At 58.3% G+C, this 20,600-nt stretch carries 9 protein-coding genes; all 9 read right to left on the bottom strand.

Annotation, left to right across the window (positions count from 1 at the left end; all coding sequences use genetic code 11):
* Positions 1–16: 16 nt before the first annotated feature.
* Genes NNL35_RS13205 through NNL35_RS13165 form a run of 9 tightly spaced genes read right to left on the bottom strand, consistent with a single transcriptional unit; the run spans position 17 to position 20,414 of the window.
* Positions 17–9,220: a non-ribosomal peptide synthetase/type I polyketide synthase gene (locus NNL35_RS13205; RefSeq protein WP_254553398.1), complete on the bottom strand. Its 9,204-nt coding sequence runs from the start codon at positions 9,218–9,220 to the stop codon at positions 17–19.
* A gap of 4 nt (positions 9,221–9,224) precedes the next feature.
* The gene (locus NNL35_RS13200) at positions 9,225–10,406 is read right to left on the bottom strand and encodes an acyl-CoA dehydrogenase family protein (protein WP_254553397.1); all 1,182 of its coding nucleotides are present in this window, start codon (positions 10,404–10,406) and stop codon (positions 9,225–9,227) included.
* A gap of 3 nt (positions 10,407–10,409) precedes the next feature.
* Positions 10,410–10,661, bottom strand: coding sequence for an acyl carrier protein (locus NNL35_RS13195; protein WP_006675303.1), 252 nt, complete (start codon positions 10,659–10,661; stop codon positions 10,410–10,412).
* Positions 10,662–10,666: 5 nt separating this feature from the next.
* Positions 10,667–11,731 (bottom strand): HAD-IIIC family phosphatase, encoded by a 1,065-nt coding sequence (locus NNL35_RS13190; RefSeq protein ID WP_254553396.1) that lies wholly within the window; start codon positions 11,729–11,731, stop codon positions 10,667–10,669.
* A gap of 13 nt (positions 11,732–11,744) precedes the next feature.
* Complete coding sequence (locus NNL35_RS13185; RefSeq protein WP_006675301.1) at positions 11,745–12,599, bottom strand: 3-hydroxyacyl-CoA dehydrogenase family protein; 855 nt, start codon at positions 12,597–12,599, stop codon at positions 11,745–11,747.
* Positions 12,600–12,602: 3 nt separating this feature from the next.
* On the bottom strand, positions 12,603–13,334 hold the full coding sequence (locus tag NNL35_RS13180; protein ID WP_111156216.1) for a thioesterase II family protein: 732 nt from the start codon (positions 13,332–13,334) through the stop codon (positions 12,603–12,605).
* Complete coding sequence (locus NNL35_RS13175; protein WP_254553984.1) at positions 13,335–14,864, bottom strand: serine hydrolase domain-containing protein; 1,530 nt, start codon at positions 14,862–14,864, stop codon at positions 13,335–13,337.
* A 20-nt stretch (positions 14,865–14,884) separates the two neighbouring features.
* Positions 14,885–19,384 carry an amino acid adenylation domain-containing protein gene (locus NNL35_RS13170; protein ID WP_254553395.1) on the bottom strand — a complete coding sequence of 1,500 codons (4,500 nt, stop codon included), beginning with the start codon at positions 19,382–19,384 and terminating at the stop codon, positions 14,885–14,887.
* 4 nt (positions 19,385–19,388) lie between these two features.
* Positions 19,389–20,414: a cysteine peptidase family C39 domain-containing protein gene (locus NNL35_RS13165; RefSeq protein ID WP_254553394.1), complete on the bottom strand. Its 1,026-nt coding sequence runs from the start codon at positions 20,412–20,414 to the stop codon at positions 19,389–19,391.
* Positions 20,415–20,600 lie beyond the last annotated feature (186 nt).

The following is a 20,600-nucleotide window of genomic DNA, read 5'->3' as shown; positions in this document are numbered from 1 at the left end:
TTTCCGCGAAAACCGCTCATAGGCCGAATTCCCCCTGGGCGCCGGCGAGAAATACCGCTTCCGGCTCGGCCAGATGGTGCGCAATCTCAATCTCCCTGACCCTCTTGTCCGGATGGGCCAGCACGTCAGACACGATATCCTGCAGATATGCAGCAAAGCACTCGATCGTGTCGCGCTGAAACAAGCGGGTGCTGTATTCGAATTTGAACGCCAACCGGTCTCCGTCCTCTTCCGCGATGAGCGACAGGTCGAAATGGGAAGCGTCGTGAACGAACGGGAATGGCTTCAACATCAAGCCGGGAACGCTCATCTCCGGATTCTGCATGTTCTGCAAGGCGAACACGACATCGAAAATCGGATTGCGGCCCAGTTCGCGTTCCCTTCCCGCCTGCCGCACCATTTCCTCGAATTGGAAATCCTGATGAGCGAAGGCGTCCAGCGTCGTCGAGCGCACGGCTTGAAGCAAATCGGTGAAGCTCATCTCTTCCTGAAGCCGGTTCCGCAGCGGAAGCATGTTGACGAACTTGCCGATAATAAGCTGCAGCGCTTGCTGCTTGCGGCCGACAACCGGGGTCCCGACCACGATGTCATCCTGTCCGCACACTTTGGCCAGCAGCAGGTTGAAAATGGCGAGCAGGGCCATGAACAACGTCACGTCTTCCCTCAGGCAGAGCGACTTCAAGGCTTGGGTCCGCTCTGCATCCAGCTCGAACGGAACGAGGCTGCCGGCGAAGCTTCTCGTGTCCGGACGAGGATAGTCCGTGCGCAAGGACAGCCGCGGAGCGTCCTTCAGCCGCTCCAGCCAGAACGCCCCCTGCCGTTTCATCTCGTCCGTGTCCATCATCCGGTTTTGCCATTCGGAAAAATCTTTGTATTGCAGCGGAAGTTCGGGCAATTCGCGCCCGGCGTACAGAGCCAGAAAGTCGTTGACGAAAATGTCCTGCGACAAGCCATCGGAGACGATGTGGTGCATATCCACCATCAACACATACCGGTCCTCCCCGAGCTTGATCAGTCCGGCCCGCATCAGCGGCGCCCGGGTCAAGTCAAAGGGGCGAACGAATGCCGCCACCGCGGCGCGAATCCGCTCATCCGCGTCCTCCTCGCCGTCAAGCGGCGTGACGGCGGCGCTGTAGTCCTCGTATTCCAGCTCGATCGGGACGGCTTCGTTGATTTTCTGCATCGGCTTGCCGTTCACGAGCTCGAACGATGTGCGCAAGCTTTCATGCCGCTCCACCATCTGCCGCAGCGCCGCTTCCAGGCGCGCCCGGTCGAGCCGCCCCTCCAGGACGCCCGCGACGATTTCGTTGTACCCCGTATGCCCCTGTTCCATCTGCTGAATCAAATAGAGACGCTTCTGCGCCGAGGACAGCTCGTAATAGTCCTTCGCCTCGGCCGGCTCGATATCGTGATAAGCGCTCCGTTCCGCCCCGTCGATATAAGCGGACAACTGCTGAATCGTCGGCATATTGAAAAAAACGGGCAGGCCAATCTCGACGCTCAGCTCTTTGTGAATCGCGGAGACGACCGTTATCGCTTTGAGCGAGTCGCCGCCCAGCTCGAAAAAGTCGTCCTGCACGCCGATCCGGTCGATGCGGAAAAACTGCTCCCACATCGCGCACAGCTTCCGTTCCGTCTCCGTGGCAGGAGCCGCATATTCGCCGGACAGCGCCGGCCGGGAGTAGTAGGAGCCGTCTCCTTGCCGGAATGCTTCCGGCTCCTCATGCTGCCCCTCCCGTCTCACCCACTTGTCGATCCGGGCGCCCAGATCGCCGGTCGATATGACGATCTGGCTCATGTCCCGCACCGGCAGCAAGCGCCGGAGCAGCTCGACTCCCTCGGCGGGGGCAATGAGCAGCTCGGATATCGAAGTGCCCGCTTGCCCGCGAATCGTCTGATCCGCCTCCAACTGCCAGCCGTCCCAGTTGACGCTCGTCCACGGCACCGGCTGGCGGCGGTTGCGATCATGCACAAAGGCATCCATGAAATGGTTCGCCGCCGCGTAGGCGGAAAAGCCCAAGCCGCCAAGCATCGGAGACAATGACGACGCGAGCAGGCAGAAATCCAGATCTTTGCCCGCCAGCACCCGCTCCAGAACGAGCAGGCCATACATTTTCGCCCGGAAATGCTGCTCGCATAACGGCTCGACCGTCTCCTCCAGCATCCGGAAGGCAGCATCTCCCGTCATCCCGGCCGCGTGAATCACCCCGTTCAAGGGGCCGAACGCCGCCTCCGCTTGCCGGATGGCCGTCTCCATTTGTTCCTGATCGGCGGCATCCGCGGACAGCACGAGCACTTCCGCCCCCTGGGCTTCGAGCTGACGCAGCTTGCCAATCTGGACGCTGACGGCTTCTTCTTTCCCATGGGCAGACACCCATGCATCCCACTCCTCGCGAGGCGGGAACGGGGAGCGGCTGGTGAGCGCCAGCTTCGCCTGGACGCTTCTGGCGAGATAACCGCCAAGCGTATGGCCCATGTATCCTAGCCCGCCCGTAATCAAATAGACGCCGCCTGGACGCAGCCCCGGCGTCTGTGCTTCGGGCTCGCTTATTTTGAACGGCTCATAGTCGAGCACCCACCGCGCATTGTCGCGATAGGCTATCGCCAATTCGGTTCCGGCAGCGCCGAATTCGTCCAGCAGGCGGCCGATCAGCCTTTCCCGCTGCCAGCTCCCCGCTTCCGGCAAGACGATGTCGATGCTGCGGCACTGCATGTGCGGAAGCTCCTGCGGAATGACCCGGCACGGGCCGAGCACCGTCGCCTTCTCCGGATGCAGGACAGGCTCGCCCGCGATGGCATGCACGCTGTCGGTGAACACCCACATGCGCATTTCTTCCCGGACCTGCTGCCGCTTCAACGCTTTGGCCGTATACAACACGCTGTAGAACCCGAGATCCTGCGCAGCCCGTATCGTTGTCAGGTCCGAACCGGATGGGCCGGACACGCCCCAGGCATGCAGTATCCGGTTCGGCAGCCGCCCGTGTGCTTGAAGCTCGGAGAACAGCCTCGCGTAATGCCCCTCGTTCCGCGGGTGGAGCGTATACTGCATCGCTCCTTCTTGCTCAAACCGCTCTCCTGCCCGTACCGTAACGACATAGGCTCCCCGTTCGGAGAGATGCTTGGCGATGTCCGCAGCCAATCCCGCGCCGTCGGCGAAGACAAGCCAATTGCCGGCAGCCTCTCCCTTCAAGCTTGCGGGAGCGGCAGGCGTCTTTTTCCATGTCGGCACATAGAACCAGTCGGACATGTCGGCCTGTTTGCCCATTTTGCCGCTGGATGGGCGGCCCTTGCCCTGGCCCGTTCCCGGCGCCGCCAGCCCGCCTTCGGAAGCTTGAGGCCAATAGCGCTCCCGGGCGAACGGATAGGACGGCAAGGAGACAATGGCGCGGGCTTCCCCATGGAACGCTTGCCAATCGATGGACTGGCCGTGCAGCCACAGCCTGCCGATCCGGTTGACCAGCAAGGCGCTGTCCGATCCGCCGCGCTGCGCCGGGCGAACCAGGTTGAGAGCCCGCTGGTCGCGGCCGCTGCCGAGGTGACGGCGCGCGAGCAGGGTCAGATCCTGGCCGGGACCGATCTCGATGAATAACCTGCGCGGTTCTTGGGCGAGCAGCGCCATGCCGTCGGCAAAGCGGACCGTATCCGTCAGGTGCCGAATCCAATAATCCGGGTCAGCCGCTTCCTCCGCGGTGATCCATGTCCCCGTCGTCGTCGAGACATACGGTATGGAAGGAGGCTGCAAGCGCACTTGGCGCACGGCGGCGGCGAACGGTTCCTTCATCGCGTGCAGCAGCGATGAATGCCCTGCCGTCGCCACCGGCAATCGCATGCACATGATTTTCTCCGCCTTCATGCTGTGCTCGAACGCGGCGACATCTTCCTCCGAGCCCGACACAATGCATGACGGCCCGTTCACGACGGCCAGCGACAAGGTGCCGGTCAGACGGAGCCTCAACTCCTGCTCGGGCAGCGGCACGCTGAGCATCGCCCCCGCCGGGGCCTGCTGCATCAGCTCTCCGCGCAAGATGATGAGCCGCATCGCATCTTCGAGAGACAGGACATCCGCGAGGCAGGCGGCCGTATATTCGCCGAAGCTGTAGCCGATCATCGCTTCCGGCTTCACTCCCCACGCCATGACGAGCCGCGCCAGCGCATATTCGAACATGAACATGACCGGTTGGATATGCTTCGTCTGATTTATATGCAGGGCGGCCGCTTCCGCATCCGCATCCGCGGCCGGGTACAAGATGTCCTTCATCTCGCGTCCGGCAATGTCGCGGTACAGGCGGAAGCAACGATCCATCTCCGCGCGGAACACCGGCTCATGCCGGTACAAGTCCGCTCCCATATTGACGTATTGCGAGCCTTGCCCGGAGAACATGAACACGACGGAGCTGCCCCCGTCATCCGCGGCGCAGGTCACCACCTTCCGTTCATCGAAGCCGTTCCTGCCTTCAGCCGGCGTCAACGCCTCAATCGCTTCCTCGATCGTGCCGCAGGACAGGATGCGCCGGTACTTGAAATGCCGGCGGCCGCGCTGCAGCGTGTACGCGACATCCGCGAGGCTGAGCTCGGGATGCTCCTGAAGATAGGCGCCGAGATGGGCCGTCATCGCATCCAGCGCAGCCGGCGTCTTGGCCGACAGCGCCAGCAGTTGGCTTGGCCGCCGCCCCGCCCCTGACGCTTCGCGCACGGGAGCCTCCTCCAAAATGACGTGGGCGTTCGTCCCGCCGATGCCGAAGGAGCTCACTCCGGCCCGCAGCGGCCCCGCCTCGTTCCGCCATTCGGCGAGCGCCGTATTCACGACGAACGGGCTGTTGGCGAAGTCGATGTTCGGATTCGGCATCTCAAAGTGAAGGCTCGGCGGAATCTGTTTGTGATGAAGCGCCAATGCCGTCTTCATCAAGCCAGCCACGCCTGCCGCAGCATCTAGATGGCCGATGTTCGTCTTGACGGAGCCGATGCGGCAAAAGCCGGTTCTATCCGACCGGAACGCCTTCGTCAGCGCTTCGATCTCGATCGGATCGCCCAGCGGCGTTCCCGATCCGTGCGCCTCCACGTACGTGATGCTGTCCGCCGGAACTTGCGCCGCGGCCAGCGCCCTCTGAATGACGTCCATCTGGCCCTCCACGCTCGGGGCCGTATAACCGACCTTGCGGCTGCCGTCATTGTTGATGGCTGTTCCCTTGATGACCGCATAGATCCGGTCTCCGTCCTTCTTCGCGGCCTCCAGCGGCTTGAGCGCGACGAAGCCGACGCCGTCTCCGCCTATCGTGCCTTTCGCCTTGGCGTCGAAGGTGCGGCAGTGTCCATCCGGTGACTTGATCATGCCTTCCTGATACAGGTATCCCGATTTCTGAGGAAGCACGATCGATGCGCCGCCGGCCAGAGCCAGATCGCAATCGCCGCTGAGGATCGACTGGCACGCCAAATGGACGGCCACCAGCGAGGTGGAGCAAGCTGTTTGCAAACTGATCGCGGGCCCGGTCAAATTCAGCTTGTGCGCAATGCGGGTGCTGACGCTATAGGTATCATTGAGCGAATTCACCTCAAACATGTCCGACAAGTTCCCGTGCAGCCGCTCGGATAGCTGCGACAACCAATGGAAGTTGTTCATCATGCCGGCAAACAGCCCGATGGACCCATCGTGGCGTTCCGGATCGCAGCCCGCGTCCTCCAGGGCATGCCAAGCGCATTGATGCAGCAGCCGGATCTGCGGGTCCATAATGGCGGCCTGATCGGGCGTGTAGCCGAAGAAGGCCGGATCGAAGTGTTCCATCTCATCCAGCACGCCCTTCGCCTTGACGAATTCCGGCCGCTTCAATAAATCGCGGTCAAAGCCGTATTCAGCCAGCTCGTCATCCGTAAAGAACGAGATCGACTCCTGTCCCTGCTCCAGGTTGCTCCAGAATTCGGCGATATTGCGCGCGCCGGGAAATCTGCCGGCCATTCCGACGATCGCGATGTCGCGGCCGCCTTCACTCCCTGCTCTTGCCGAAGATACGGCATCTTCGGAATGCGGCCCGCCCGCGCGGCTGGCCGCTGCCTGATCGCCGGCCTGGCCCCGAGTCCCGTCCGCTTCCCCCGCCAAATAGGCCGCCAATTCATGGACGGTCGGGTACTGGAACAGCGTGACGATAGGCACTTCACGCTTTAGCTGCCTTTGCAGGTTGCTCTGGAGCTGAATCAGATTGATGGAGTTCCCCCCGACTTCAAAGTATTTATCGTGGATGCCTACGCTCTCCAGTTCGAGCACGGCCTGCCACGCTTCGGCGATGAGCCGCTCCAGCTCTGTCCGCGGCAATGCCGCATCCTGAACAGAAGGAGCGCGCTCCGCAGGAGCAGGCAGCGCCCTGCGGTCAAGCTTCCCATTCGGCGTCAGCGGAATGCGATCCAGTTGCACAAAATGCGACGGGATCATATAATCCGGCACTTTCGCGGCTAGATAGGCCCGCAGTTCGGACGCCGGCGCCTTCCCGGAAGGAACCACATACGCGCACAATTCCGTGTGACCGCCCCGCCGCAGCGCCGTTACCGCCGCTTGTTCAATCGATTGATGCTGGAGGAGCAACGTCTCGATTTCACCAAGCTCGATGCGGTGGCCGCGAATCTTGACCTGCTGATCGATCCGCCCCATAAATTCAAGGCTTCCGTCCTCCTGCCAACGGGCCATATCCCCTGTCCGGTACATGACGCCCTCAGGACGGAACGGATCCGGCACGAATTTTTCCGCTGTCAGCTCGGGCTGGTTCAAGTAGCCGAGCGCCACCCCGTCCCCGCCTACGACCAGTTCACCGGGAACGCCTATCGGCAGCAGGTTATCGTGGCGGTCGACAATATAAGCCGTGGAATTGCTGATCGGCGGACCAATCGGAATATGATCGGCAAATTCGCGTTCGATTCGAAAACAGGTCGAAAAGACCGTGTTCTCTGTAGGACCGTATCCGTTCCACATCGTCAACCCTGGGCATGCCTGGCGGACGGCTTCGATGTGCTTCGGCGACAATACATCACCGGCGACAATGAGGTGCAGCAAGCCGGCAAACATCTGCGGCCGCTGCTGCGCCAACTGGTTGAATAGTGCCGGCGTCAGAATTGCGACCGAAATGTTCCGCGAGCGCAAAAAGGCATCCAGCCTGGTGTTGTCCAGCAGTGTATGCTTATCCGGAATGTGCAGGCTCGCCCCATTCAACAGCGCCCCGAACACCTCGAACGTGAGGGCGTCGAAGCCGATGGCCCCTGCTTGAAGCACGCCATCTCCCGGCTGCACCTGCACGTAGTTCGTATTGCGAACCAGCCGCACGACATTGCGGTGACCGACCACCACGCCTTTGGGGGCGCCGGTCGATCCTGAAGTGTACATCACGTAGGCCGGATGCTCCGGCCCGTTCACCAACGGCATGTCGGTTGCTTCGCCGCAACCAAGCAGCGCTTCGTTCAACAGCATTACCTTCATCTGTTCCGGCACTAGCGACTCAAGACCGGAAGAAGCCAGTACGATGTCTACCTTCCCATCTTGCAGCATATAGGCGATCCGTTCGGCAGGATGAGCAGAATCCAGCGGCAAATAGACGCCTCCCGCTTTGAGAATCCCGAACATGCCAGCGATCATTTCAGTGGAGCGATTCGCCAGCAATCCGACAACCTGGCCGCGTTCCAATCCATCCGCCCGCAGCGCGCGGGCAATCCGGTTGGATTGTTCATTCAGCTCCCGGTAGGTGATGGATCTCCGTTCATCCGTGACGGCCGTGCCTTCAGGCGCTAGCCGGACCTGTTCCTCGAACAATTCGTGAATGGTCTTCTCACGGGGATAGCTGGCGGTGGTCAGATTGAAATGCCGAATTTGTTCCCGCTCCTCCGCGGTAAGGATGCCGATATCCTGCAGTCTCGTTTCGTGGTAGGCCGTAACTTGGGTAGAGGTTTGGATGATTTGCTCGATGATGTAGAGGTAATGAGAAGCCAGCTTGGCCACCGTGTCGGAACGATGCGCCCGCTCGTTATAAGCGAAGGTCATCTCCAGTTCATCGGCTGCCGTGATGCGGACCGTCAGATCGAACTCGGTTTCTTCCTCGATATAATGGGAAGTGATCGCAAGCGGCCCCTCGGCGCTGGTGACCGCCTTATCCAATGGATAGTTCTCCACCACCAGCAGCGAATCGAACGGGACGCCTTCCGCCCGCATCCCGCCGTATCCCTTAATGTTCGTCAAAGAAGTCCCCGCATGGTCCTCATGCGCCTGGATGGAACGGTTCACATCGGCCAGGAGATCGGGCAGGCCGTGTTCGGGACCCGCCTTCATGCGAAGCGGCAGCGTGTTGATGAACAAGCCGACCATGTCCTCCATGCCGGGAATGCTTGTGTTGCGCCCGGATACGGTAATACCGAACAACACGTCGTCGCTATTCGTATAATGCTGGAGCAAAATGCCCCAGGCGGTATAGAAAAGGGCCGCTTGCGTCACTTGCGCTGTCCGCACAAACCGGTGCAGGTCCGCTACATAGGTCCCGCTTCGCTTTTCCGTATGCACGGCGATAGACGCCTTTTCCGCGCTTGCCCCGCTTCGGGATAACGGAATCGGCTTGGTCTGCAGCTCATGCAAATACCGGCTCCAGTAGCTCTCTTGCTTCTTCTTGTCCTGCTGCTGCAGCGACGCGACGAACTGCTTGAACGGCGGCTTGCGCCGCAGCTCCGGCTTCATCCCTTGTGCCAGCATGCGGTAGGCGTTCAGCCATTCCTTCAACAGAATGCCGGTGCTCCATCCGTCCAACAAAATATGATGGAAGCTGATGAGCAGCGTATGCTTCCGTTCGGTCTGCTTGCATAGCGTCAGCCGGAACGGCACCTGATCCAGTCTGAACTTCTCCTGCTTGTCGGCGGCAGCCCGCGCCACGATCCGGCGCGCCCGGGCCTCCTCGTCCAGTTCGGAGTCATTCACGTAACGAATGACAGGCCGGTGCTGCTTCAGCACAATTTGTACGGGCTGATTCACCTCTTCCCACCGGAACAAGGTGCGCAGCGCCTCATTCGCCTGCACGACGCATGCCCACGATTGTTCGAACAACAAGAAGTCGATCTCGCCGCTGATGTCCAATTGTATCAGCTCTACATACTGCGTCGTATCCGGGTTCTTCAAATATTGGAGAAGCATGCCCGACTGCATCGGGGTTAAGGCCAAAATATCTTCCACATTGCTTTTGTCCAGTTTTTGCGGCTCCTTCACGCCGTCACGCCTCCCTTCCCGCTAGAACTGCCCCCTGCTTCTTGACCGCATACTTCCGCAGGCCGTATTGGGCAATGACCTGTTGTTGAATCTGGCTCGTACCCTCGATAATCTCCAGCACCTTGGCTTCCCGGAACAACCGTTCCGCCGGGTAGTCGCTGCGGCAGCCGTTGCCGCCATGAATTTGCACGGTATCGTTCGTCACTTCCACCGCGACTTTCGAGGTAAAATACTTGGCGATCGCCGTTTGGTGGATGGCGTCCTCCGCCCCATCGCGGCGCATCTCCCCTGCGCTGAGACAGAGCGATCGCGCGGCGTGAACCTTGGCGACCGCATCCCCGATCATCCCCTTGACCAGTTGGAAATGATGCAGCTTCTCGCCGAATTGCGACCGCGACCGCGCATACGTCACCATCGCCTCCAGCGCTTCCGCCGCAATGGCCGCCCCCGCCCATGCAATGCTGTAACGGCCATGATCCAGCGCTGTGGAGACGACATAGGTAAAGCCTCCTCCGACGCTGCCGAGCACGTTTTCGGCAGGAACCTCCACTTCATCGAAGCGAATCGCGGCGATATGGACCCCGCGGTTGCCAAGCATGCCGCCCATCGGGATAGTGCGCACGCCTTCGCGCTCGCGTTCAACGAGGAATGATGTGATTTGTCCGGCCGAATCTGCGGCGACGACGACAAAAAAATCGGCGATTGCCGCAAACGATATCCATTTCTTGCTGCCGTTCAATATGTACCGCGCGCCCTCCTTCCGGTAAGTCGTTTGCACGCTTTTGGCATCCGAGCCCACGTGCGGCTCGGACAGGGCAAACGCACCCAGCTTCTCCGCCCGCGCCATTCGCGGCAGCCAGAACCGCTTTTGCGCCTCGGTTCCGAATCTCAGCATCGTCTCTCCCAGCAATGAGGTTTGCACAGTCAGCAGCGCCCTCGTGTTGCTGCACGCTTTGCCGATCTGCTCCGTAAGCAATCCATAGGCTACCGGATCCAGCCCGAGGCCGCCGTACTCCTCCGGCCAACTGGCCGCCAAATACCCGCGCTCGCCCAGCTTGGCGATCAGGCTGCGGGGAAGCTCCCCGCTGGCGTCGATCTCCCCGGCCAGCGCCCGAATCTCCCGGGCTGCGAACTGTCTGGCCTCTTCCACGATTTGAGCGGCAGAAGAGCATGTGTGAGCATTCATCCTTTACACCTCCTGCATATGCTTTTCGATGAGCCGGACGATATTGTTGAGCGTGCTGAAATTGGCGATATCCAAATCCTCGTTCCCGACCGTAATCCCGAACTCCTGCTCGATATAGCCAAGCAGCTTCATCGCGAACAAGGAATTGACAAAGCCCATTTGAAAAATATGATCGTCGTCGGAGAACACGGCTTCATCCTCGAATACAACCAGATTGCTCTCAATGAAATCGCGAATTTTTTGCTTGATTTCCATCGCGTTTACCCCTTTCTCCCTGCAACCGTCACCTTCACCTCAATATAAGGCGGGAACGGTTGAATTTGATTCAAGTCGTTTTTGAACAAAATATTCCCCTGGCCGTCGTTGGAAACTTCGACAAAATTCGCGAACCGGTACGTGACATACATCATCTTGTTGCGATCCGTCTGTTTGAAGTCAGCCAGCAGCGTTTTCCCTTCCATTTTGGCCTGCTGCATAATATAGGTCAGCATGACGGTGCCCACGCCGCGCGACATCACCCTGCAAGACATAAGCAGCAGCTTCAAATGCCAGCAGTCCTCTTTTAGCTCGATGAGAGCGAGACCGATCTTGCCGTAGGAGCCGTATTTATCCGTCAGCTCGCAAACCAGCAGCATATAGTCCGGAGACTGTCTGATCCGGTCCAGCTCCTCGTAGCTGTAGGTATAGCCCGTCGCATTCAACTGATTGGTGCGGACGGTCAGTTCCTCGGCCCGCTTCAAGTCCTCCTCCCTGGCCTCGCTGATGACGAAGCGCATGCCGAGCGATTTCAGGAACGCTTCCTGGGGCCCGGCAAACGCCTCTTCCTCCCGCTTCCGCTGCATATCCTCGATATACATGGCGCGGCGGCGCTTCGAATCTTCCGTGATGAAGCGGGGGTTGAGACGCGGATGCGCAAGCAGCGTGCCGTAGTCGGCCGCATCCATGCAGGCCACCTCCGGATGGACGCTTTGCACCTCGTCGTGTTCGAAGGGCTGATCGTCAATGAACAGAAGCGTGTCCTTGCCGATGTTCAGGTTACCGCATATTTTCTCTATCGATGCCGACTTGGCATTCCAGTTGATTTCGGGATAGAGGAAATACGATTCAATGCCGAACTCCCGAAGCTTGCTCATGGCGTGTTCCTCATCGTTCCTGCTCGCAATCGAATGCAGGATGCCCCGCGAGTCCAGCTCCGCCAGAATCTCCCGGATGCCGGGCTTCAGCGCGACCTCCCCCGACTCCAGCAAAATGCCGTCCCACATCGTATGGTCGAGATCCCATACGATGCATTTCACTTCCTTGACCTTTTCCGTGGCCTTGTCCATCGCCTTTTCCTCCCTACTTGTCGTAATCGAAAAATCCTTTTCCCGATTTTTTGCCCAAATATCCGGCATCCACCATCTTCACGAGCAGCGGGCAAGGCCGGAACTTCGGATCCTTGTAGCTGTCATACAGCACGAGCAGCGAGTTCAGAATCGTATCCAAGCCAATCAGATCGCAGGTGGCAAGCGGTCCCATTTTGTGGCCGAAGCCGAGGCGGAAAATTTTATCGACGTCCTGCGGCTCGGCTACCCCGTCCTGGACGGCCCATACGCATTCGTTAATCGTCAGCATCAGGACGCGGTTGGTCACGAAGCCGGGAAAATCGTTGACGACGACGGGGACTTTATCGAACGATCGCAAAAACTGTTCCCCGCAAGCCACGGTCTCATCCGAGGTATGCTCTCCCCGAATGACTTCCACGAGCTCCTTCATCGGGACCGGGTTCATGAAATGCATACCGATGACCTTGTCCGGTCTGGGCATCAGCGCGCCTACCTTCGTAATGGAAATGCAGCTCGTATTGACGGCGAAATACGCATCAATGCCGCATGCCTCCGACAGCTCGGTGTACACCGCCTTCTTCCGTTCCCAATCTTCCGTAATGTTCTCGATGACGAACTGGACGCGCCCGAAGCCGTCATAGCTCGTCGTGAACGCAATCCGGTCGAGCACGTCTTCCAGGGCAAGCTGCTTCGCCTGCGGCTTGACCATTTTCAACAGCCGAAAATCGGTTCGAATCTTCTCCTTCGCCCGCCGCACGGCATCCTCGCTGATATCTTTCAATACCACCTCGTATCCGTAGCAAGCGAGATCCAGGGCGACATCGCTTCCCATTACACCTGCTCCGACGACTCCAACGGTTTGTATCATAGTTCACGGCTCCTTTTTTGCGGACATCTTAAATAGGGGACTGCATAATGCATCATTGATGAGCGACACCACCTGAACGACATGTTCATTAATAAAAAAGTGGCCTCCCTCGAATTCATGAAAACGGCAAGCCCGGCTGCCGTATCTCGACCACTCCGACAGGTCGTAGCCGGCGGTGGCCCTGTCTTCTTTTCCGCTCAGCACGGACAAATCGCAGTGAATCCGGTCCGGCTTATCCTCAAAGCGGTGCGTCTCGACCAACTGCAAATCTCTGCGCAGCACCGGCAAAAATAGCCGCAGCAGATCCTCGCGCTCGAGAAGCTCTCCCTCGGTTCCTCCCAACCGCTTGATTTCCTCGCGCAGCCTGTCGTCGGACAGCGAATGAAGGATGTTGATCTTTTTGGCATGGGGAGGATAGGTTCCCGATACGAAAAGATGAACGGGTTCCCGCCCCATTCTCCGCTTGATGGCATGCGTCAGCTCGTAGGCGACAAGCGCTCCCATGCTGTGGCCGAACAAAGCAAAGTCGGAACCGTCCAACTGCCGCTCCAGGCATCCGCATAAATCGCCGATCATTTCATCCAGACTCTCGTAATGGGGCTCAACAAGCCTTTTGCCCCGGCCGGCCGGCTCCAGGGGATGCAACTCAATGCCGTCGCGGAGGTAACGTTTCCACCGCATGTAGACGGTAGCGGAGCCGCCGGCATGGGGCAGGCAAAACAGCTTGCATTTCATTTACTTCACCTCCTCAGCGGGGATGGGCAGGGGCGGACGCCTTACCTTAGGCAACAGCCAAACCGCGACAAAGAACAGGAACGCGATTCCTGCGGCAAAGCAGAACGCATAGATCAACCAGATGACGCTGACGGGACACCATACCGCGGCCACATCGAGCGGCAGGCCCGCAAAGATCTTGTCAAGCAGCTTCCCGATTCCCCAGAAGCATGCGCCCGCCGTCAGAATTGCGGCGCCGAGGACGAAGAGCCGCCTTCCCCGCGGCGGGACGAAGGCTCGCCGCTTGCGGCGCAGTTGGAGCGGGATGCGAATCGCGGCCGCCGCCGGCACGATCAGGCTGACAGCAATGATCGCCAGCCCCGCCATCGCGATCCGGTCGAGCTGCGGGTAGAAGTCGGCCTGGGCAGGCGGCGGCTCCCGTTCCCGCAGCAGACTCATCAGGCCGGAGCCGATGTGAAACGTGTACGCGGAATTGAGATTGGCGAGCACGCCTACGCCGAGCCGCTCCTGCGGCCGGAAGATGATAAAGGACGAGAAGTTGGGGTTGGAGCCTTGGTGCGATATTTCCTTCCCGTCGGCTGACACAAACCACCCCGCGGCATAGGAAGCGCCATTCTCGTCGGGCCCCGCGTTCGTATCGGGCCGGTGCGAACGTTCGATTATCGCCCGGTCGCTTGGGGATATGCCGGCTGCTCCCAACTGAAGCAGCAGCCACCGCCCGATATCGTCCGCATTGGCGACCAGGTAGCCGGCAGGCGTGTTCCCCCTGTAATCGGGAGCCTGATACAGCCGCGGCGAACCGAACCCGATCTTGTAGCCCGCGGCCAGCCGCTGCCGATCGTTCAACTGCGCCATCGGCATGGTGTCATGCAGTCCCAGCCGCTGCAGCATTCCGGACATATAAGCCTCGTAGGACATACCCGATACTTCCTGGATAACCAGGCCTAGAACGTCATAATTAATGGTGGCGTATTGATACTTGCTTCCCGGAACGGTATCGAGCTCGCTTCCCGACAAAGCCCGCACCGTGCGTTCCAATGCCTGCTCTCCCGAATCCTCCGGAATCGACGCGATCGAGGCAAACGGCACCCCGCTTGTATGATGCAGCAGTTGGCCGAGCGTCACCTTGACCGCCTGCCCTTCATAATTCAGTTGGAGCCACGGCAGGTAGCGGGCGACCGGGTCGTCGAGACGAAGTGCTCCCTGCTGCTCCAGTTCCAGCAAGGCCAAGCCGGTAAACGCTTTGGAGGTCGAGCCCAATTGAAACAAGGTAGAGCTGGTTGCCGGAATCCCGGCCTCCCGGTCGGCGAGCCCGAAGCCGTTCGCATAGACCACCCGATCTCCGCTCACGACGACAACCGCGGCGCCGGGACTTTGCGCCTTCTCCAGCTCGGCCTGCACGAACCGCTCGATAGCGGCTTCGTCTATATCCGGCTGCCCTTGCCGGGCAGGGGCTCCCTCTTCGGCGGCGAGCGCTGCCGGACGGACAAGCAGCGCAGCGATAAACAGATAAACGGCAAGCCTCTTCATCACGTTCCTTCTCCCCCTCATCATTTGAAGAGAATGTCCAGCTCGTCTTGGGTAAGCTTCACCGTCTCGAAGTCAGATGGCGTAAAGTCGGACTGCCCCGTCTCCGCGCACAGGTGAATCACTTCGCTCAGCCGCTGCATGAAAGCATCCATGAACGCCTCCATCGACTCCCGCTTGAACTTGGCCGTGCTGTAGGACATCCGGACCTGGAGCTTCCTGTCCATGACGATGGCCACGACATCGACCAAGCAGGACAGCCGGTTGCTCGCGCAGCTGTCGCTTCCCGTATCCTCATCGGCCATTTCCAGCACGGGGCTCAGCAGATGATTGTCGATCTCCCCCATATAATTGAAGCGAAGCAAGCTCCGGCCCGTCTCCGGGATGCGGCCGGCGAAGTATGACAAGATGCCATAGTCCATCCCCTTGTTCGGAATGGAGCGAAGCTGTTCCTTGACGCTCTTGATGATGCCGGCAGGCTCTGTGCCAGGCAGGCGGAGGTTGACCGGATACATCGAAGTGAACCAGCCCACCGTTCTGGACACGTCCATGTTGTCGAACAACTCCTCGCGCCCATGCCCTTCCAACTCGATCGTGATGTTCTCCTTGCCGGTGAAGCCGCCAAGCGCCATAGCCAGGGAAGCGACCAGCAGATCGCTTGTTTGCGTGCGGAACGGGGCATTCGCCTCCCGCAGGAGCCTGCGCGTCTCTTCCTTGGACAGTTCCCTGACCAGCGTGCCGCATGCGGGATGCCGATCGTCGGCTGCGGGGAAGTCGGGTTGCAAGCTGTCTTCCGCCTCGGTTGTGACCGACTGCCAGTAGGCCAAATGTTCGAGCGCCCGCTCGCGGCTGTACGCTTCGATCGCATCCGCCCAAGCCTGGACGGAATGCGTTTTGCCCGGCAATGGCAAGCTTGGGCCGCCCAACATCGATTGCAGCACCCGGTCGAGGTCTTCCAGCAAAATACGCCAAGATACCCCATCGATGACCAAATGATGCGCCGTCAGCAAAAGACGCTGTCCCTGAACGCCTTCCTCAAATAAAAGCGATTTAAACAGCAAACCTTGTCCAAGCCGCATACTCGCTTTGAACGACTCGGCGCGCTTCTTCAACTCCGCGGACCGTTCCTCCTCCGAGTGGCAGGTGAGATCGCAGCAGGCAATCTCCACGTCATCCCGCTCCACAGGCCGGTATTCCAGGCTTCCGGCCGCTTCGTTAACCTGCAGCCTCAAGGCGTCATGATGCTGGATTAGCCTGTATAACGCTTCTTGGAGCTGCGCCTCCGTGACCGCCTGCTTCAAGCGAACGAGAACAGATTGGGCATAGTAGTGCGGATTGCTCCATTGTTGGCGGAAAAACCAGGTCGTGATCGGCAGCGGCTTGACCGCCCCTGTGCACGGGCCTTGCGCAATCGGTTCAAAATGATTCATTTCGATTAGCGCCGCCAGCTCGTGGATAACCGGGTAGCTCAAAATCTGTTGAACCTTTAGCCTGTACCCAGCGGCGGTCACCCGCGACGCAATCTGGATCGCTTTGATCGAATCGCCGCCCATGTGATAAAAATTGTCGCGGGCTCCGATGTTCTCCGCCTGCAGCACGTCCTTGAAAATATCCGTCAATAAGGCCGCAATATGACCGGATGCTTCCCCATCGTTCTGTTCAGGGGCCTGTTCCGGAGCGGGCAAAAGCCGGCGATCGACTTTGCCGTTCGGCGTAAGCGGCAGTTGATCGAGCCGGACAAAATAGGCCGGAATCATGTAGGACGGCAGCACCTCCGCCAGCTTCATCCGCAGTTCCAGAACGGAGATTCGCCCCTCCGCAACAAAATAAGCGACAAGCTGCTGCTGCCCGTCCTCCCCGGTCCAATCCACGACGACCGCATCTTCAATCGGGGCCAGAGCAAGCAGTCGATGCTCGATTTCCCCCATTTCAATCCGGTACCCTTTTATTTTCACCTGGTGATCGATTCGTCCCAGATACCCGATATCGCCATGATGATGGCGCATGGCCAAGTCGCCGCTCCGGTACATTTTCTTGCCGGACAGGAACGGGTTGTCCACGAAACGCTCCCGCGTCAGTTCCGGTCTATGCAAGTAGCCGCGGGCGACGCCGTCCCCGGAAATATAGAGTTCGCCAACCGTCCCATTCGGGACCGGCTCCAGCCTCTGATCGAGCAAATAAATTTGCACATTGTCAATCGGCTGCCCGATCGGCACCGATGATCCTTTGTCCCGTTCCGGATCGAACTTGTAAATCATGCACCCGACCACCGTCTCGGTCGGTCCGTATTCGTTGTAGATGTCGATTCCGCCGCAGGCCTGTTCGTGAATGTGGCGGGCGAGCGCGCATTTCAAATCCTCGCCGCCCACGATAAATGTCCGGACGGCGGATGCGCTCAAATCGACGTCTTTGATCAGCGCCAGATGCGCCGGGGTCAGCTTGATGACCGTCGCCTTGTTGTCGCGCAATATGCGATGAATAATGAACTCGTTCCCGTCATCCTCATAGATCTCGATCCGATGGCCGCTGATTAACGGCGTAAAGATGGAAGTCACCGTCAAATCGAATGCAATCGAAGAATAGAGGGCAAAAACTTCGTCGGAGGCGCGAAGATACGTCTTGCTGGCCCACCAAATATAGTTCACCAAGCCGCGGTGCTCGATCATCGTTCCTTTCGGATTCCCCGTGGAACCCGAGGTATATATGATATAGACCAAATCGTCTGCCGATCCCTGGGCCGGGAGATTGCTCCCCTCGGCTTCGTACATCCGTTCGTCATCGAGGTCGATAACGGCTCCTTCATACGACAAGCGATCCCATTCGCTGCCGTGCGTCAGCAGATGAGAAGCCCCGCTGTCCCGCAATATATATTCGATCCGTTCCTGCGGGTAATCGGGGTCAATCGGAAGATACGCGGCTCCCGCCTTGATGACCGCCCATATCCCGACCACGAGCGCGAGCGAGTGCCGCCCCATGACGGCCACAGGCGTATGCGGGCCGATTCCGCTCTTCAGCAGCGTTCGGGCCAGCCGGTTCGCCCGTTCGTTCAGTTCGCCATACGTCAGCGACTGTCCGCCGCAGGCGACGGCGACGCGGTCCGGCGTCCGTTCGACTTGTTCTTCGAAGAGCTGCAATATCGTTGCGGTCGCGGGAAATTCACGGTCCGTCCGGTTGCAGGCGTACAGCAGCTCCACGCGCTCCCCCGGCAGCAGCAGCTGCATATCGCGGATGGCGGCCTCCGGACGGCTTACGGCTTGATCCGCTATATAATGCAGGCGGCGGTACATCTCCTCGATGTGCGAATCCGTATAATCGCCAGTTTTATAATCGAAATACAGCTCCAGCCCTTCATTCGGCGACCATTCGGTGATAATGAGCTGCAAGGGATACAATTGGTTGCCGTTATGGGCTTCGATTTGCTGCATTTTCCATCCGGGGCCGAAGCTCTGATCGAATGCGGTATTGTAGTAGTTCACGCATACCTGAAATAATTGATCCAGTCCCCGTTTGTGAAGCTGAAGGTCCTGCACGAGCAAGTTGTAAGGATATTTCTGATGGAAATAACATTGGATGAGTTCGTGATTGATGTTATGTATGAGCGTGGAGAATGACGCATCGTCCTCGATGTCAGCCAGGAACGGCATCGTGCTGGTAAACATGCCGAATGTGTTTTTTTCCTTGACTCCGGTGCGATTCAATACAGGCGTGCCTATCATGATGCGGTTTTGATGAGTTGCTTTGTGGAGGTAAATGAGCATCGTTGCGATAAAAAAGGTGTTCAGCGATATTCGATGCGTCTGTACGAAGGAGCGAATGGCTTCTGAAGTTTTCGGGCCGATTCGGAATTGTTGACGTTTGCCTGCCGTGCAGCTTGCCGTCGCTTGCAAGGCAACGTCGTGGACGTTCTCGAATTTTTTCAGCCAGTAGTGTTTATTTTTCGCGAAGCGGGAAGACGATAAATAGGCCTGCTCTTGTTCGATGTAGTCTAAGTAACTGGGCCGGTCTTTCAGCCCAACCGTCTGTTCCTGCATTAACTGCGTATAAATTTGGTTGATATGCGTGGTCATCAATTGAAAAGACCATCCGTCGGAAATCATATGATGGACTTTCGTCAGATATGCGCTTTCCGTCTCGCTAATTTTTACGAGCGCAAACTCGTGCAGAAATTCCCCGTCCAGCGGCAGCGGCTTGGCAAACTCCGCGCTGACCCAGGCATCGACACCGGCATCCGAGGAACGGGCCGTAAAGTCGATGAACGGAAACGTTCTTCTTCGATACGCGGTCACGGTCTGCCACACCGCCTCGTCCCGTTCGACGAGCCGAATGCGGATGGCGTCGTTGTGCTTGACGAACAGATTGATGGATTCCTCCAGCAATTGAAAATCAACAGGGCCGTAAATTTTGATGAGTCCTCCGATGTTGTGAATGCTCGTGCCCGGGTATATGTTTTCCACATACCAAATTCGCTTTTGCGGATGTGTCAACGGATACAGCTTGGACGCTTCCAGAGAAATGACCTCCAATCGGTTAAGTTACGGATGGTTGAGGAGCAATACGGTGTCCCAGCGCTTCCGCGACGGACTCCAGGATCTGCTTTTCGCTGTCCATAAGAGAAGTCATCTCGTCGATTCCTTTGTTCAGAACGGCATCATCCCCGGTCAAGGCGTACTTCATCAGCACATGCCGCAGAGTCAAGGCTCGCTCTTCTATCGGCCGGAAGCACCCCATAAATGCCGGTGCAAGAAGCTGGCGCCCGCATAAATAATCGATGCGCATTCCCATCGTTTTTTTATGCTCCCACAAAATGTGGATGGGCCTGATATCGCGTTTGCGCACCAGGGCCGGCATATTGCGGATTAATGCGGGATATACGTTGACGCCGAAGGCCAGATCCAACGGATCGGCCGTTCCCCGGCGGGGCCGGGAGACATCGCAGCCGGAAAGATATTGTTCCAGCGATTCTTGGATGAATGCGGGATCGAGGCTGTAGCTTCCCGCTCTATTGAATTTGTACAAATAGATTTGCTCTTCGTAGCGGTCCGTCCATTCGAGATGCTGGAAACCTTGCTCCATTTCATGAAACGGGACGAGCGTCTTGCGGAACTGCATCTCCTCGTCATAGCCGAGCACGAAGAAGGCCCTCTTGCCGTCATCGTACCCGTAGACCAGAATATCGTGGGCGTAGTGCATCTGGCGGTACACGCGTCTGCGGGGGATATAGAACTCGTCGACATAGAGAGAAATCGTATAACCCGAATTGATACTATTTACCAAAAATTCGACAATTCCCGGCTGTGAATCAAGCACGAATTCCCGTTCCAGTTTTTGTGTAATCAGCCACGGACACCGCATGAAATCCTCGCCGTAAAATGTGAGCGGCACGGATTGGGAAGCGCGTTCTCCTTCCAGATCCTGATGGCAATAAAGGTGAATGAAATTGCTGTAGAACCACGGCAGCGCCTCTTCGCGGGCGAGCGCCGTGCATAGGGGGTAGGCCACATACTGATACCCAACAATGGGCGGAATGACGAGTTCCAGTTCCTTGACACCCAAACCGGCAAGCCACCTCTCTGATTAAATTGAATATTATGTAAAAACATGAAACATAATATAATTTTCTTCAATATCGTCTGTTTTCTACTTTTTGTCATACGCAGAAACAATATTCCCATAGATGTTTATTCTTGTCAATATGGACTGAATATTTTAACATTTTTTTCACATCATCTCTTGTCGTTA

The sequence above is a fragment of the Paenibacillus dendritiformis genome (assembly GCF_945605565.1).
In the GTDB taxonomy this organism is placed as follows: domain Bacteria; phylum Bacillota; class Bacilli; order Paenibacillales; family Paenibacillaceae; genus Paenibacillus_B; species Paenibacillus_B dendritiformis_A.
This window is presented reverse-complemented; position numbering and strand designations above follow the sequence as displayed.